Annotated in this window: 9 protein-coding genes and 3 pseudogenes; 9 read left to right on the top strand and 3 right to left on the bottom strand. The window is 66.0% G+C overall.

Annotated features, from left to right (window positions below):
- Positions 1-3: 3 nt before the first annotated feature.
- Positions 4-3,366, bottom strand: a complete 3,363-nt coding sequence (locus FBQ73_RS01085) for a LodA/GoxA family CTQ-dependent oxidase (RefSeq protein ID WP_170218697.1) — start codon at positions 3,364-3,366, stop codon at positions 4-6.
- A 632-nt stretch (positions 3,367-3,998) separates the two neighbouring features.
- On the opposite strand from FBQ73_RS01085, the pseudogene FBQ73_RS01080 reads away from it, so the two are divergent.
- Positions 3,999-5,383, top strand: a pseudogene (locus FBQ73_RS01080) (transposase).
- Between the two features lie 231 nt (positions 5,384-5,614).
- Here FBQ73_RS01080 and FBQ73_RS01075 read toward each other — a convergent pair.
- Positions 5,615-5,992 carry a hypothetical protein gene (locus FBQ73_RS01075; protein ID WP_138397687.1) on the bottom strand — a complete coding sequence of 126 codons (378 nt, stop codon included), beginning with the start codon at positions 5,990-5,992 and terminating at the stop codon, positions 5,615-5,617.
- Positions 5,993-6,526: 534 nt separating this feature from the next.
- Between FBQ73_RS01075 and FBQ73_RS01070 the strand changes: the two genes are divergently transcribed.
- From FBQ73_RS01070 to FBQ73_RS01050, 5 genes and pseudogenes are all read left to right on the top strand, one after another.
- On the top strand, positions 6,527-7,969 hold the full coding sequence (locus FBQ73_RS01070) for a DUF6880 family protein (RefSeq protein ID WP_138397686.1): 1,443 nt from the start codon (positions 6,527-6,529) through the stop codon (positions 7,967-7,969).
- Positions 7,970-8,172: 203 nt separating this feature from the next.
- Positions 8,173-9,369, top strand: a complete 1,197-nt coding sequence (locus FBQ73_RS01065) for a DUF932 domain-containing protein (RefSeq protein ID WP_138397685.1) — start codon at positions 8,173-8,175, stop codon at positions 9,367-9,369.
- 181 nt (positions 9,370-9,550) lie between these two features.
- A pseudogene (locus FBQ73_RS01060) lies at positions 9,551-10,888 on the top strand (ParB/RepB/Spo0J family partition protein); the annotation flags it as partial.
- Positions 10,889-11,194: 306 nt separating this feature from the next.
- Positions 11,195-12,247, top strand: a complete 1,053-nt coding sequence (locus tag FBQ73_RS01055) for a DUF7146 domain-containing protein (protein WP_138397683.1) — start codon at positions 11,195-11,197, stop codon at positions 12,245-12,247.
- A gap of 311 nt (positions 12,248-12,558) precedes the next feature.
- Complete coding sequence (locus FBQ73_RS01050; RefSeq protein ID WP_138397682.1) at positions 12,559-13,479, top strand: DUF2493 domain-containing protein; 921 nt, start codon at positions 12,559-12,561, stop codon at positions 13,477-13,479.
- A 69-nt stretch (positions 13,480-13,548) separates the two neighbouring features.
- Here FBQ73_RS01050 and FBQ73_RS01045 read toward each other — a convergent pair whose 3' ends face one another.
- Positions 13,549-13,905: an MmcQ/YjbR family DNA-binding protein gene (locus tag FBQ73_RS01045; protein ID WP_138397681.1), complete on the bottom strand. Its 357-nt coding sequence runs from the start codon at positions 13,903-13,905 to the stop codon at positions 13,549-13,551.
- 313 nt (positions 13,906-14,218) lie between these two features.
- On the opposite strand from FBQ73_RS01045, the gene FBQ73_RS22635 reads away from it, so the two are divergent.
- The 3 genes and pseudogenes from FBQ73_RS22635 to FBQ73_RS01035 form a co-directional block, all read left to right on the top strand.
- Positions 14,219-14,386 carry a hypothetical protein gene (locus FBQ73_RS22635; RefSeq protein WP_170218696.1) on the top strand — a complete coding sequence of 56 codons (168 nt, stop codon included), beginning with the start codon at positions 14,219-14,221 and terminating at the stop codon, positions 14,384-14,386.
- A gap of 138 nt (positions 14,387-14,524) precedes the next feature.
- Positions 14,525-14,965 (top strand): hypothetical protein, encoded by a 441-nt coding sequence (locus FBQ73_RS01040; RefSeq protein WP_138397680.1) that lies wholly within the window; start codon positions 14,525-14,527, stop codon positions 14,963-14,965.
- 654 nt (positions 14,966-15,619) lie between these two features.
- A pseudogene (locus FBQ73_RS01035) lies at positions 15,620-15,778 on the top strand (DUF736 family protein); the annotation flags it as partial.
- Positions 15,779-15,900 lie beyond the last annotated feature (122 nt).

Genomic DNA, 15,900 nt, shown 5'->3' with positions numbered 1-15,900 from the left:
CTCCTAGTGCAGGGACCCGACGCCGATGTGCTGGCGACGGACACCGTAGGGCACCGCCTCCCGATCATCCGGCGCAAGCAGGTTCGGCAGGGCGAAGTTCACCTTCTCAATGAAGAGGCCGGCCGCGACGTGCGCGCCCCGCGCCGGGCACCGGTCCTTGATCCAGCTGCGGAAGGCGTCGACCTCGTCGGCTGTCAGCACCCCGACCATCTGGCCGGTGAAGATGGTAATCAGCTGGCTGCCGTCAGCGTTGCCAGCCACGATATACCGGCTTGCAGCCAGGGCGGTCATCAAGGCGTCGACGTCGCCCGCCGCGAACCAGTCGGCAAGCGCCTTCGGCTTGCCCGCCGGATCGGGGAGCATCGGCTCTTTGTGCTCCGGCGCCTGGGCGGCGCGAGCGATGTGGTCGCTGATCACCTTGAAGACGCGATCCGCGCTCTTGCCCGGCGCCGGCCCCGGACTGGGCGGCGCCTCCTTCCGCAGGCTGCCGATCCAGTCGAGGACGACGTCCAGTTCCTTCGGATTGAACACCTTGTACATGGGGCCGCGGAAGCTGATCGTATCGGTGATGAACTTGCTGTCGCGCGGGCTGTCGGGATTGACCAGCGTCGAGGCTGCTAGCGCATCCATCAGCGCATCGGGATCGGCGAACAACTCGCCGAGGGGCTTGGCGCCGAGCACCCTCGCACCGTGCGCGGTGCGGGCATACTGTGCCTTTTTGCGGATGAGATCGGCCATGCGGGCGCGGGCGTAATCCGGGGTCGGTACGCCAGCGTTGCCCTCGAATTTGTCGAGATAGACGCCAAGGTCCTTTCCGAAGGTGCCGAGAGTGGACCAGGCCACATAGCCGTTCCATATCCGACGCCACTCGGCCTGGACTGCGTCGTCACCACCCCCACGGCGGACTTCGTCCAGGTGAAGCTCGATCGCTTCACGCGCCAAGGCGCCGTGGCCGGTGGTGACGTTGTCGATCCCGGCGTGCATCCGGTAGAATTGCGGATCGATGCCAATCCCCTGGTAGAACTTGGCTGCAGGTAACAGGGTCGGCGTCGCTTCCCACTCCAGGTAAAGCGTCATCCCGAGCAGTTCCGGAAAGAAGCTCTCGGGAAACATCCCGACCGCTACCTGGAACACCGGACTTTCCCAGGCCGACGGAATGAAGTCGAGATCACGGAAAGCCTCCGTGGTGATCGGCGGCAGGTAGACATCGACGCTGCGAAGCAGCGCGTCATAGACGTTGCAGTGGTTGAGTTCGGTCGTGCCGTTGCCGACCTCGTCGTTCCAGATCGAGAACAACCGGGCCCGCACGTCGTCGCACGGGCCGACCGACATGATGTTGGCAAGCCATGCCCCATCGACGAGGTTCATCGGCGCCTTCTGGCGCAGGTTCTCCACGACCGTCGCCTTTGAATATTTGGTAAGGCCGACCGGGTCGTCCATGACCGCAACGTCGCCGTCGTAGATGGCGTTCATGCGGGCGCGGAACGCGTCGACCGTGTAGGGGAACGGCAAAAGTAGCGAATCAGCCCCGTAGTTCGCCTTGCTCAGCATCTCCTCGGCGATGAGCTTCGCCATCGGCCTGAACTCGGGGAAACGCTCGATGTTGACCAGCCGATAGAAGGCTTCGGCGAGGCTCATGTCGGAGCCGAGCGCACGGTCGGTCTCCAGCAGGACTGGCTCGCCGTCCACCTTATAGGGCGTGCCGTCATCCGCGATCGCCACGACGAACCCGAGCCTGTTCCACGCCTTTACCATCGCATGGTCACCGTCGTGTACGGCCAAGCTGGCGGCGTCCGGGTCGGCGAGGCCGCGGCTCCAGAGCTCGCGTCGCTTAATGAGCGTCGCACGTTCGCTGGTGAGTTCGTCGCGGATCACCTGATCCCCGCCGGTCGTGCCCAGAGCGGCATTGGCGAGTTCAGCCTCGATCTGCTCGATCCGTCGGTAGACGTCCGCCGGCACCACGTAATCCGGACGCTGCGCCGGCCACCACCACGTGTTGCATTCGAAGAAGTCGGCCTGCCACGGCACTGCCATGCGCTTGGTGAGGTCGCCCGCCACGAATTTTGCCGGGTCGAGCCGCCCCATCGCGACGTATGAAGCGGGATTGCGGGTGATCCAGCCCGCCTCGATTCCCGGATAGAAGGCCCCGCCGGCGCACGCCTCCAGTGCGGCCCTGTCGAGACCTTCGGGCGTGATGCGATTATCGACCTGGACAGGCGTCCCGGTCTTGAAGTCGCCCTTCGTCCAGCGGACCAGCATGTCGTATTGCGTGACCGTCAGGTGCAACCAATGATCGGGCTTGCCGTCGGCGCAGTCGCCATTGTCGCCCGCAAGGGCGGGCATGAAGCGCTCGTTGGCCTGCGCCACGGCCTCGGCGCCGGTCAGATGCGGGTTGCGGATGCGCGCCAGCATCGCCTCGCGGGCCTTTTTCGTCTCCTTCGCGGGATTGCCGAGAATCTGCCAGTCGAACATGTCACTGCTAGCATGGCCCTCATACGCCCGGCCGCTGGTCCAGGCGGCCTGCAGCCCCCGGTTCAGGATCGGCTGGATGTCGCGATAGAAGTCAATTTCTTTGGGCGCCTTGGCGAAGCCGGCCTTGATGGCGGTGTCGACGACTACGTCGAACAGGGTGACGACATTGATGGTGTCGGGCGAGAAGTCGGGCGGCGCGCAGATCACCCAGGCAGGATCGGCCACAAGCTCGCGGCCGTCACCGAGCTTCACCTTCGCAGTGACCGGGCCGTCGCTGACGTCATCGTGCCACCAGTCATTGTTCGCATAGTTCGAGATGCGTTGGCCCGGCATATACGGCGCGGAAACGCCGCGCCCACCCAAGACCAAGAGGCGGCCGTCTTCATCGGTCCGCGCCTCGCCGAGCGGGACCACCATATCGAAGAACCGGCCGTCGTCGAACGCTCCGCGCTGATTGGGACCCTGAAGTGTTACGGCTTGAGGCGTGATCTTGAGCTGATCCCTGGCCCTGCGGCCGTCGTCGGTATCGAGGTCGCCGACATCGCGATTCCGGTAGGCACCGGGCCGCCGGCCGTTGATCGGCAGTTCCTCGCCGCTGGTGCCCTCGAACCGGTCCCATTCGGCCTTGGTGTTGGCGAGCGTCACCGACCATTCGATCTGCCCATCGGTAGGCGACAACTCGCCGACACAGGCGCCGGTTTCGTCGAAACTGAAAACCCGGAACCGTGCGGCTTCGCGCTTGACCTTGCTCGACGTACCGTCGTTATCTTTGAAGCCGCCTTCCGCCCGGATGCGCGCGCCAGGAACTTCAGGGCCAACGAAATAGCCGTCTTCGCTGTTACCGACCCGCATGATGCCGATCGCAGGATGAATCGCCACGCGTGCAATTGCCATCGCCCCCTCCGACCTCGATGAAATTCGGGAGTATCTCGCGAGAATTTCAACGATTAATTGCATAAAATGTCAATATACATCTGCGGGGATTCGTGATGGCGAGGGCGCATGCACGACAGAGCAGTTGCGAAGCCTCCGCAAGGTCATCTGAAATGTAGTATTGATTGGACGGCCACGTCATTGAATATTCACGAATATTATGAAGCTGGATACCCTTGCCGCAGGCGCGACGATGAGAAGTGGATGACTTCAAGGGCGCAGTCGCGCGCAATGGGCTGGGAGCTGACGGAAGTTGGCAACCAGCGCAGAACGGGGGGATCAGTCCCGCTGTGCACCCATCTTTTGGCCGGTTGGGTTCGCGATGAAGCTGCGGGTGGCATAGAACGCCAAATGTCCGCATCAAGTGCTCACCCTCTTGGCTCAAGACCGCAACGAGTTGGTCGCTGCGGCGGCTGCTGAACGGCTCGTAAGGTAACTTCGGCTTTGAAAGCGGACGCCGATCGGGGCAACACCTGAAGGTCCGCTTACGCCCGCCCGCCAATGTCCGCTTCTGGCGGATTCCGTTGAAAAAGTCGGCATCGCTGCAGGGGTGAAGTCCTGATTCAGTTGTCCTGTAATGGGAGGCCGGGCAGATGATGGGCGAGCGGATGGTGATGCAGGAGGCGCTGTTCTACGAGTTCAGCCTCGAACGCCATGTTCCTGCCGGCCACCTCGTGCGGGCCATCGACAGGTTCGTCGACCTTGTTGGCATCCGGGCGCACCTCAAGCCGTTCTATAGCGAGACGGGCCGGCCTTCGATCGATCCCGAGTTGATGATCCGGATGCTGCTCATCGGCTATTGCTTCGGCATTCGTTCGGAGCGGCGGCTGTGCGAAGAGGTCCATCTCAACCTTGCCTATCGGTGGTTCTGCCGGTTCGGCCTCGAAGGCGCTGTGCCCGACCACTCCACCTTCTCCAAGAACCGCCACGGACGCTTCCGCGACAGTGACCTGCTGCGGGAGCTGTGCGAAACCACGGTGCGGCGTTGCATCGAAGAGGGGCTGGTCGGCGGCGAGGGTTTCGCCGTCGATGCCAGCCTGATCAAGACCGATGCCAACAAGCAGCGGTCCGCCGCGGCCTCGGAACAGGTGAACTGGGAGGGTCTCGCCGAGACGCGCCGTTCGGTCCGGGAATATCTCGACACGCTCGACGAGGCCGCCTGGGGCGCAGCGAGCGAGGTGAAGCCGAAGTTCGTCTCCAGGTCGATCCGGCGGCGCAATGGACCGGAGCCCTGAAAGGCCATGCCTTCTTCGCTTACGCCACCAACTACCTGATCGACCTCGATCACGCCGTCATCGTCGATGTGGAGGCCTGCCGCGCCATCCGGCAGGCGGAGGTCGGGGCATCGCGCACCATGATCGAGCGCACCCAGGATCGCTTCGACCTGTGGCCTGTGCGCCTCGCCGCCGACAGCGCCTATGGTTCGGCCAAGAACCTCGCCTAGCTGGTCCACGAGCGCGGGATCGAGCCGCACATCCCGGTGTTCGACAAATCCGACCGGCAGGACGGCACCTTCAGCCGGTCGGACTTCACCTACGATCGCGATGCGGATGCCTATATCTGTCCGGCCGGCAAGCCGTTGCGGCAGCGGCAGAAGGCCTACCGGATGCCGCGTCCGCTTGTCGACGATGACGGCATGATGCGGTACCGCGCTAGCAAACTGGACTGTGAGGTTTGCGCATTGAAGCCGAAGTGCTGTCCCAATACGCCCGCCCGCAAAATCCCGCGTTCGATCCACGAAGGGGCCCGAGACATGGCGAGGGACATCGCCGCTACGGACGACTACGTCACCTCACGCCGGCAGCGGAAGAAGGTTGAGATGCTCTTCGCTCACCTCAAGCGCATTTTGAGGCTCGACCGCCTGCGACTACGCGGGCCCAACGGAGCCCAGGACGAGTTCCACCTCGCGGCCGCCGCCCAGAACCTCAGGAAGCTCGCAAAGCTGCTACCCGATGGGCCGAGAGCGGCGACGGCGTGAAGGAGGAGGCGCACGCCCGACACCAACGCCCCTGTCAGCGGGCCTCCAGCGCCGACTTTTTCAACGACATCGGCGCTTAGAGGCGCTAAGCCTGACATTTTCCGAGGCCACGCTATTAATTGGGCCAATAGCACTACGTAGCCGTCGTGCGGTTCTGAAGGGTGCAGATCCGGGTTGAGGGAGCCGCCATCGCCAGGCGGCCCTGACCTCGGCACGCGGGCTCAGCGACGGCTACTCGGCGTTCGCCTGATCCTTTCGCTCGCTGTCGCACGCCGCCTTAGTGTCGAAAACCATATAGCCGCCGCGGCCGCCCGGCGGGCGCGAGCACAACAGCGCGGTCTTTCCCGACGAGAGAGGCGTGCGCTCGCATTGGTAAGGGGACGATGCGAGACGCAATGCCGTCGCCTGCGTGAGCCGGACGCACGACGCCTTCTCCAGATTGCCATCCGTCGGGAAGGCAAACTTTCCGGCAAGCTGAAGATCCTTCGCGCCGGCCGGCACCGACAGCACGGCCGCAAATAGGCACCCGAGCAGCAACGATTTGGAGCGGGTCTGCCGCCCGCACCTTCTCGCCAAATTGTTGCGGCCAGCCATCATGGTGGAATGCATCTCTTGCCCCTACGTTCCTGCTTGGTGACGCCATATCGCCACCCTATTTCGATGAGACGTCGTTCAAACTGAGCTTGGAAACTGGCCCGCTTTGGACATTGCGGTTGAGCGCGTGGCGTCGAACTCGTCGTAAGCCTGCATCGGGTCGAAATCAGTCGGGGCTGCCTCGCCCTGCCGAATGTCTGAAAACTGGCGCCCGGCCAATGTCTGCTGCTGGCGCGACCAAGCCTCCCACACTCCCGGCGCACCTTGCCCGTTGCGTGGGCGGCATGGAGGCAAAGGTTAACCCCCTAGCGCTCCAGGGCTTACGGCTCTTCTGCCGCTCCCGCTAGCTTCAGATAATAGAGCGTATATCGGCGTTCACCGATTCGTGTCAGGGCCCCTTTTCGACCAGTCGGCAAGTCCGGCGTTCCAATAATGGCCGCCCCGTGTGGTCATGAGCGCGGTTTTGGGCATCCACGCGATCCGGCAGCCGTCGACATCCGACGCAGATCAGGACATAGGCATGCGGTCGACATTGCCGGAAGCCTCGCCATGGTGCGCAAGCCCGCCCTTTCCATCGAAGCCTTGACGGCCCTGGGTGCCGCGAAGCTGGCGCGGCTGGTGCTGGACGAGGCGGAGCGCAGCGTGCCGTTCCGCAGGCTGGTCTCGGCGGCGCTGGCCGGGCAGAAGGGGCCCGACGCCATCGCCGGGATTGTCGATCAGCGCCTGTCCGCTCTGGAAAAAGCGCGCGGCTTCATCGACTGGGAGAGGGCGCGGGCCTTCCGCGACGACCTGGCCACGACCGTCGCGGTGATCTGCGACGAGCTGGGGGAGGCCTCGCCGGTGATGGCCCTCGATCGGCTGCTGCGCTTCATCGCCACCCATGAGAGCGTGTTCGAGCGGATTGACGATTCCTCCGGCCGTATCCAGAGTGTCTATGACCAGGCCATCACCGCCGCCGGCATGCTGACGCCGAGGCTTGCGCAGGCCGATGCCACGCAATTGCCGGCGCGGATCATGGCGGCGTTGGGAAACACGTCCCATGGCTATCTGGTGGATGTCGCGCGGGCTGTGGCGGACCACCTGCCGAGGGGCACGCTTTGCGCTTGGGATGCCGATCTCGATGCGCACCAGCGTGCGCAGGACGCGACGGCGCATCGCAACCATTTTTCGAATGGCTCGCAAGTTCGCGAGATCCGTCAGATCATCGCCGAGAAGCTCGGCGATCTCGACGGGCTGATCGCCCTGGAGGCGAAGAAGCCTCCGAACCTGCAGGACACCATCGACGTTGCCACACGCCTGCTGGAGGCAGGCCGGGCGCAAGAGGCGCTCGACTGGATCCACCGTCCCGCATCCCGGCGGATCGCCTATCTGTCAGCCATGGATCTTGCCGATGGGCTGGGGCCGGACCCTGACCCGTTCTCGCGACGCACCAGCATCGAGGCGAAGATCCTGGAAGCGCTTGACAGGAAGGGTGATGCGCAGGCGCTGCGCTGGTCGGCGTTCGAGGCTTCGCTCGATGCCGGCATCCTGCGCGAATACATCGCCGCGCTTCCCGATTTCGAGGACTTTCCCACCCTCGACCGGGCCTTTGCCCACGCGCTTGCCTCCGGGCACATCTACAACGCGCTCGCATTCCTCATGGAATGGCCGCGGCTCGATCTCGCCGCCGGACTTGTGATCGCGCACCGGGGCGAATGGGAGGGCCGCCAATATTATATGTTGCCGCCGGTGGCCGACGCGCTGGCAGCCGATCACCCCCTGGCCTCCACCATCCTGTACCGAGCACTTTTGGACGACATCCTCGCCCGTGCCCGCTCCAAGGCCTATCCGCATGCGGCGCGCCACCTCGCCCGGCTCGACGAACTGACGCCCGGCGCCGCCGCAGAGGCCGGCACACTCAAGGATTGGGTGTCTCATGCGGACTACCGTGCCAGCCTGGAAAAGGCCCACGGTCGAAAATCCGGCTTCTGGTCGCTGGTGAAGTCCCGCTGACGCGCTTCTCCCTGACCAAGCGGATGCCGATCGAGCGACAAGGCCGCCCCGCGATGAGCATTCCGGCCGAGCTTGCGCCCGAATTCCGTTCTCTCCTCCCGGACACGCGCTTTGCGCCCGAGAGTGAGAGGTTGGATCGGGTTTCCGTGACGGGTTGAGGGCCGGAGGAGAGGCTTCCGGCGCCCGTCATGGAGGTTGGTCCCATGACCCAGGTGGTGACTCTGGACGCGGCGCCCTCGAGTGCCGGTGCCTACAAGGTGGATGTGAGCCGCGGCGAGCGGATTGGCCGCGTGTCCTCGGAGTGGTTCTCCCGGCCCGACGACGAGCGGTACCTGTCCCTGTCGGACCTGTTCGCCGCCGTGTCCCGCCGGACCGAGCGCAGCCGCACCCGGACGGTGGAGAGCGCGGCGATCCGGGTGGAAGCGAGCCGAGAGGACGCCGAGCGCCTCTCCCTGATGCTGCCGGGCTCGGACGCCCCCCTCGCCCCGACGCACTGGAGCTTCGGCCAGCTTGCGAGCCTCGTCGGGGCGCCGGCGGCGTATCTGCGCCAGCTCCCGGCACCGCTCGCCGGCATCAACCTGCAGTATGGCCTCACCTCCCACCGTGCCGAGCAGGTCAAGACTTTCGAGATCGAGGACGGCCGGATCGAGCTGCGTGCCGTCACCGGTGCGGAATATGGCCGGATCTACGACCATGAGCTGGTCGCAGCCGTGCAGCGGATCGCCGGCAATGGCACCGGGGATACCCGCTGGAAGGTGCCCGGCGTCCTCGACTGGTCGACCGGCCTCTACAATCCCAGCGTCGACATCACGAGGGACACCACCACCCTTTATGCCTCGGACCGGGACGTCTTCCTGTTCCTGGTGGACGATCTCAATCCCATTGAGGCCGGCCGGCTGCCGGATGGCTCACCCGACCTCTTCTTCCGCGGCTTTTATTGCTGGAACTCGGAGGTGGGCGCGAAGACCCTCGGCATCGCGAGCTTCTATCTCAGGGCCGTGTGCCAGAACCGCAATCTGTGGGGCGTCGAGGATTTCGAAGAGATCACCATCCGCCACTCGAAGTACGCCGCCTCGCGCTTTGCCCACGAGGCAGAGCCCGCTTTGACCCGTTTCGCCAACTCCTCCCCCCTCCCCTTCGTCAACGGCATCAAGGCGGCGCGGGAGAAGATCGTGGCCCGCTCCGACGAGGACCGCAGCGATTTCCTGCGCAAGCGCGGCTTCTCCAAGGCCGAGACCTCGAAAATCATCGAGACTGTGCTCGCCGAAGAGGGGCGCAAGCCCGAGAGCGTCTTCGACTTCGTGCAGGGCATCACCGCGGTGGCACGGGACAAGCCCCACCAGGACGCCCGTCTCGACCTGGAGGCACGAGCGAAGAAGCTCCTCGACCGGGCTTCCTGACTTCTGCAAAGCCGGAGACACGCAGAGCCGTGTCTCCGGCTTTGTGCCTTCCCGTTCTCCCGGCTTTCCGGATCGTCGGCTTTGCGGCGCCGTCCTCAGAGGCAGAGGGCGGCGCTTCGCTTCGTGACGGGCTTGGAGCTGAGAGAGAGGCTCTCGGCCGCCCGTCGCGGAGATCATCCCGATGGCCATCGCGAAGAAGAAGATCACCCTGTCGCCCTCGCGCGACATTCCCTTCCATCATCTCGTGCTCAGTCAGGCGAATGTCCGACACGTGCGAGCCGGCGTCTCCGTCGAGGAGCTGGCCGAGGACATCGCCCGCCGCGGCCTCCTGCAGGGCCTGAGCGTCCGGCCGGTGGTCGACGCCGATGGCGTCGAGACCGGCCTATTCGAGATCCCGGCCGGCGGCCGCCGTTACCGGGCGCTTGAACTGCTGGTGAAGCAGAAGCGCCTCGCCAGGAGCGCGCCCGTGCCGTGCGTCGTGCGCGAGGATGGCATCGCCGAGGAGGACTCCCTCGCCGAGAACGTCCAGCGCGCACCGCTCCATCCCCTCGACCAGTTTCGGGCCTTCCTCGCCTTGCGGAAGAAAGGGCAGTCCGAGGAGGAGATCGCCGCCGCCTTCTTCGTCTCGGTGGGCGTCGTGAAGCAACGCCTGAAGCTCGCCTCGGTCTCGCCCAGGCTGCTGGACACCTACGCCGAGGATGGCATGTCGCTGGACCAGCTCATGGCCTTCACTGTGTCGGGCGACCACGAGCGCCAGGAGCAGGTGTTCGAGCGGCTGCAGCAATCCTATGACAAGCAGCCCCATGTCATCCGCCGCATGCTGACCGAAGGCGCGGTGCGCGCCTCCGACAAGCGGGCCCGGTTCATCGGCGTTGAGGCCTACGTGGAGGCCGGCGGCACAATCCTGCGTGACCTGTTCCAGGGTGATGACGGCGGCTGGCTGCAGGATGTGGCCTTGGTGGACCGGATGGTGGGCGACAAGCTGAGGGCGGACTCCGAGGTGATCGCCGCCGAGGGGTGGAAATGGATCGAGGTCGCGCCCGACTTCGCCTATGGCCACACCTTCGGCCTGCGCCAGCTGCGCGGCGAGCCGGTTCCCCTGACGACCGAGGAGGAAGCCGCCCGGGACGCCGTACAGGCGGAATACGATCGTCTGTCGGAGGACTATGACGCCTCCGACGAGCTGCCGGACGACATCGACGCCCGCCTCGGCGAGCTGGAGGCCGAGCTCGAAGCCTGGGAGGATCGGCCGCTCGCCTTCGATCCATCCGATATTGCCCGGGCCGGCGCCTTCGTCAGCATCGCCCATGACGGCAGCCTGCGGGTCGAGCGCGGCTATGTCCGCCCCGAGGACGAAGCGCCGGCCGAACCGGAGGCTGACCTGGGCGCGGGCGACGGCGGGCGTGTGGTCGCCGCGGACAGCCACGATGCGGATGCCGTCACCACGGACGCCGAAGCACCGGAGCCCGAAGAAGATGACGGCCTGTCGCCGCTCTCGGACCGGCTGATGACGGAGCTCGCCCACCTCAAGAAGGGCGACATGGCCACCGAGGCGGAGACGTTGCTCGCCGAGACCGGCTGGCTGCCCGAGCCGCTGCGCACGCCAGGGTACGCCGAGACCGACGGGAGGCTCGCGCCGGAACCGGCCAGTGAAGAAACGGTGAGAAAAGACGGCGAAACGGCCATGGGCCAAAGCGACGGCTTCGCGGACACTGACGAAGCCGAACCTGCGGTCCACGCGACCCTGGCCGGCTGACAGGTCCTCCCTCCTCTCCTTGACCCGCAGGGCTTCACGCCCTGCGGGCTTTTCTTTTGGAGGCGCATCATGTCGGGATCACCACATGATCTCGCGCGCCGTCTCGCCGACCAGGCCGAAGCCGTCTGTCGCCGCTATCTCTCCAACGGCCGGCGCGAGGGCCATTACTGGCTAGTCGGCGATGTGCGCAACACGCCGGGCCGCTCCCTGTTCGTCCGGCTCAGAGACTCGATGAAAGGCCCGGCCGGTAAGTGGACCGATGCCGCGACCTCAGAGCATGGTGATCTCCTCGACGTCATTCGCGAAGCCCTGGGCCTCGTCGACTTCCGGGACGTCGCTGAGGAGGCTCGCACCTTCCTCGCTCTGCCACGGACCGAGCCAGAACCGAGGAACGCCCGGCGACCCGTCGCCTCTGCGCCGGCCGGCTCGGTGGACGCAGCACGCCGGCTCATCGCCATGACGCAGCCGATTTCGGGCACAATCGTGGAAGCCTATCTGCGGAACCGCGGCATTACGGCTTTGCACGGACCCGGAAGCCTGCGCTTTCATCCGCGCTGCTACTACCGGCCCGACCTGCATGCACCCACTGAGGTCTGGCCGGCAATGATCGCCGCCGTCACTGATCTCGATGGCAAGCTCACCGGCGCCCACCGCACCTGGCTCGACCCCGATGGCTTTGATCCCATCCGGCTCGGCAAGGCACCGATCGACACGCCGCGGCGGGCCATGGGCGATCTCCTCGGCAATGCGGCCCGGTTCGGTGTGCCGAACGATGTCATGGCCGCCGGCGAGGGCATCGAGACCGTACTCTCGCTCCGCTGTGTCCTGCCCGGCATGGCGATGGCCGCGACGCTCTCGGCGGCTCATCTTGCCGCTGTCCTGTTCCCGGACACGCTGCGCCGGCTCTACATCGTGCGCGACAATGATCCGGCCGGCGATGGCGCGCGGGACCGCCTCATCGAGCGGGCAGAAGCGGTCGGGATCGAGGCCATGGTGCTGTCGCCGGCGCTCGGCGACTTCAACGAGGATCTGCGCGCGCTCGGCATCGACGCTCTCCGGGCCAGCACGCGGGTCCAGCTCGCCCCACAGGACGTCAGCCGCTTCCTGGCATCGGCAGCGTAGCCGGGAAAGGAAGTGGGGGGCGGCTGCGTTCACGCTCGCTCGGATGCGACCACGCCGAAGAGGACCGCGCCTCGGCCTTCCAGAGGGCAATCGAGCCCACAAGCGAGCCGGCCCGGCAATGGCTGCGGCCGACGATTTTCCGGCGCGCGGGCGAAGCCCGCGCTTTCCATCGCGAAGCAAAATCGCCGGCCTTCGCCCTCCTCCGCTGACGCTTCGCCCCTCAGCCGGGCTTCGGGTGCAGGTCCGTCCCGCCTGGGGCTTCCGCCGCCACGAAGGCCGCGACGGTCGCGGTCCAGCCGACGGAGCATCCCATGAGCGAGCACGACGACGAGCCGCATCACGTCTCTTCCCCAACCGACCATGTCCTGACCGAACTCCAGCTCTATGGCTACCGCCCCTTCCTCGATGACCCTGATCCCCGGCCACTCCCGGAAGGCCATCGTCTCGCCGGCGCCGTCGCCGACATCTTCGACGCCTTCATCTCCACCCTGACCGACTCCCGCCTCGAGCCAGACCTCGACGACCTCCTCTGGTCGACGGTCAACCTCTTCCACCGCGCCACCGGCCGGATCGAACGCGCGCTCGACGACAATGAGCAGGGCCAGCGCCGGTCCCAGCAGGCACAGGACGGCAGCGAGGTCAGATCCGTCGAGCTGGAACACCTCACCACCGAAGGGCAGACGCTGATCGAGCGCCGCGACGCCTTCGAGTTGATGCGCGACGAGGCCGCCGAGCACTACGAGCGTCACGCCGGGATGCCTTGGCGTCCTCGCACCGGGTCGATGGTCAACCACAAGGCCATGACGGCGGCGATGATCGACAGCCGCGACTTCCTGATGGCGAAGAAGCGCGCCGAACAGGAGGTGCTCCTGCCGCCGGGTCCGAAGGTTGCCTTCACCGGCGGGCTGGACTTCAACGATCACCGGCTCATCTGGGACGCCCTCGACAAGGTCCACGCCAAGCACCCGGACATGGTGCTGATGCACGGCAAGTCGCCGAAGGGCGCCGAGAAGATCGCCTCCCGCTGGGCCGACCACCGCAATGTGCCGCAGATCGGCTTCGCGCCAGACTGGACGAAGCACGGCCGCGCCGCTCCCTTCAAGCGTAACGACCAGATGCTCGCAGTGCTGCCGATCGGGGTCTTGGTGTTTCCAGGCACCGGCATCCAGCAGAACCTCGCCGACAAGGCGAAGACCCTCGGCATCCCGGTCTGGAGGTTCGGTGGCGCATGAGCGCCACCGTTCACCAACCTTCCGCAAATGTCTGCGCACGTCGCCGCGCGCTGCAACGTCGCCTTTATACTAATGGAAGCCCAGCTCAGCGCGCATCTTTCTCGAGAGGCCCCGCGAGACGATGGCGTGCGACTGCCCGATGTAGTCGCACAGTTCCGCGTCCGATAGGCCGGGCTTGGCGTGGTGCTGGATCCACTTCAGGCCACGTGAGGCGAGATAGGGGGCCGGGCGTAGGCCCGGCTGCGCCTGGAGCACCTCATAGGAGATGTCGCTGACCTTAAAGGTGAAGCTGGCCTCGTCGTCCTGCCATCCGCCGATAGCGAAAACCTTGCCGCCGACCTTCCAGACGTGTGATCCGCCCCACTGCACCACATGGGTCGTGGCCGGCAACCTCGCGCAGAAGGCATTGAACTCCTCGTAGGTCATGCCTCTCGTCACCATGTGGTTGGCCAAGGGCCCCATCGCCGTGTCGGCCTCGAGCCCCCTCTTGTAGCGAGCGAAGCCCGGGCTTTGAACCGCGTCATCCGGATACGTCTCGCTGTCCGCGCAGGTCCACCCCCGCTTTTGTGCGCTGATCCTTGGTCGGACCGATCGCCTCGGGCCATCAACCCACAAGGGGTCGGCAACGCGATGCGTGCCGCCGCATCGGCTGACGCCTTCGCGGTGACTGCGGCTCTCGGCCCGACACGTCGGGCGCCTGTCAGCGGGGGATGGCCCCGCTCGGAACAGGAGCCGGACCATGTCCCTCAACGATGCTCACGCCTTCGCCTTCAGCCTCGCCACCACGCTGATGGTCGCCATCGTCATCTTCGAAGCCGGCGACGGCAGCCTCTCGGTCATGCCCGCCAACGAGTTCGATGGCGATGCCACCGCGATCCTGTGCGAGATCGACCCCTTCACCCCCTGACCGGGCGAGCCACGGTGAGCGGGGATCGCAACGATCTCCGCTCCCGCACCTGCGCGATCTCGGCTATCATTCTGGCTGCGCCGCGGTGGTGGTGAAAGGCGCGACCGTCAGCTTTTTTGTGCACGGGAGACCACCACCATGATCGTCCTCTCCATCCTCGGATCGCTCGCGGCCATCGGCGTTCTCTGCTGGCTGCTGTTCACGCTCGCCGTCTTTGCCCTGCCGTTCTTCTTAGGGCTGACCGCCGGCAGCTGGGCCTACGGCTCCGGCGCGGGCTGGCTCGGCGCCGGAGCCGTCGGCCTGGTCGCCGCCGGTGCGACATTCGGCATCGGTCAGCTCATGCTCGCCGTCGTACGGCCGCTCTGGCTGAAGCTCCTCGTCGTGCTCGCCTTCGTCGCTCCCGCTGTCGCCGCTGGCTACGCCGCCACCCATGGCATCGTCAAGCACACCCTGCCGTCGGAGACCTGGCAGTTGGTCTTCTCAGGTGTCGGCGCGATTGCCGTGGGCATCGTGGCATTCGTGCGGTTGACCGCGCTGATCCCGTCCGAACCGCCCGGGCGGGGCATCACCAGGGCCTGATCCTCTTTCTCGGCTGGGGCGGCGGGCACAAGGTAGCTTCGGCTCTGCCGTCATCGCCCGATGTCGGGCAACGCCGAGGCATTCAAGCTCGGCTCGGAGCCGGCTCCGCCCCGCAAGCGGCCCGTCGACGTGTTGCCCGGAAGCGTCCCGTTCCGTCGTCCGGTGACCTCGAGAGGGGTCGAACCCCTGAGCGGCCGGGGACATCGAGGACGATGCAAGCCGTGCCCAAACCTGGGTGAGCAGCCGATCCCTTGAACATCACGCCGCTCTTGGAGCGGTACAGTGAGCCTCGCCACGTCTCCGTGATCGATCCCTGTCGGTCCGAGCGCACTGAAGCGGCCTCTGCGATGGGTGGATCTGGCCAGACGACGGCTGCGCCTCGATCGCCTGTGCCGCAATGGCGCCAATCAACTTTCTTCCCCTGGGCGACCACCCCACACGGCACGCCGTGCGGGGACCCCGGATCCCCCATTCCTCGCGCGAGCCAAGAAAGTCGTCTGGCTGCCATCCTCCGCTGGCGCTGCGGCCCCAGAGCCACCCCGTTGCGCAAGCGCAGCGGGGACCCCGGCGGGTGCGGCGTCGATCGCCTCCGGCCCTTTGATCCCCATCGAGGCCGCATGGTGCGGGCTCGGGACAGACATCAGGAGACGTAACATGGCGACCATCGGCACCTTCAAGAAGACCGGCGCGAACGAGTTCAGCGGCGAGATCGTCACCCTTTCGGTCCAGGCGCGGGGCGTGCGCATCGTCCCCGAGGTCCGGGCCACCGGCGAGAACGCCCCCAGCCACCGGGTCTTCGTCGGCCGCGTCGATTATGCGGAGAGCGGGATTATGCAGAGCGCCGGCCTGTAAGGTCTGTGTTGCCGCCGGTTTCGGCGGGGGTTCTGCTCCGCATAATTGCGGGCTGGAAGGTGGGCGCCCCGCGGGAAGCGGAG

Source organism: Xanthobacter autotrophicus, from assembly GCF_005871085.1.
GTDB classification, from domain to species: Bacteria; Pseudomonadota; Alphaproteobacteria; order Rhizobiales; family Xanthobacteraceae; genus Xanthobacter; species Xanthobacter autotrophicus.
The sequence above is the reverse complement of the archived record's forward strand: the minus strand, read 5'-3'. Positions and strand labels throughout refer to the sequence as shown.

Bases quoted from the DNA above. Each gene is read 5' to 3' on its own strand.
- FBQ73_RS01065 (WP_138397685.1), top strand. From the start codon at position 8,173: ATGACCCAGGTGGTGACTCTGGACGCGGCGCCCTCGAGTGCCGGTGCC.
- FBQ73_RS01055 (WP_138397683.1), top strand. From the start codon at position 11,195: ATGTCGGGATCACCACATGATCTCGCGCGCCGTCTCGCCGACCAGGCC.
- FBQ73_RS01070 (WP_138397686.1), top strand. From the start codon at position 6,527: ATGGTGCGCAAGCCCGCCCTTTCCATCGAAGCCTTGACGGCCCTGGGT.
- FBQ73_RS01050 (WP_138397682.1), top strand. From the start codon at position 12,559: ATGAGCGAGCACGACGACGAGCCGCATCACGTCTCTTCCCCAACCGAC.
- FBQ73_RS22635 (WP_170218696.1), top strand. From the start codon at position 14,219: ATGTCCCTCAACGATGCTCACGCCTTCGCCTTCAGCCTCGCCACCACG.
- FBQ73_RS01085 (WP_170218697.1), bottom strand. From the start codon at position 3,366: ATGGCAATTGCACGCGTGGCGATTCATCCTGCGATCGGCATCATGCGG.
- FBQ73_RS01075 (WP_138397687.1), bottom strand. From the start codon at position 5,992: ATGCATTCCACCATGATGGCTGGCCGCAACAATTTGGCGAGAAGGTGC.
- FBQ73_RS01045 (WP_138397681.1), bottom strand. From the start codon at position 13,905: ATGACCTACGAGGAGTTCAATGCCTTCTGCGCGAGGTTGCCGGCCACG.
- FBQ73_RS01040 (WP_138397680.1), top strand. From the start codon at position 14,525: ATGATCGTCCTCTCCATCCTCGGATCGCTCGCGGCCATCGGCGTTCTC.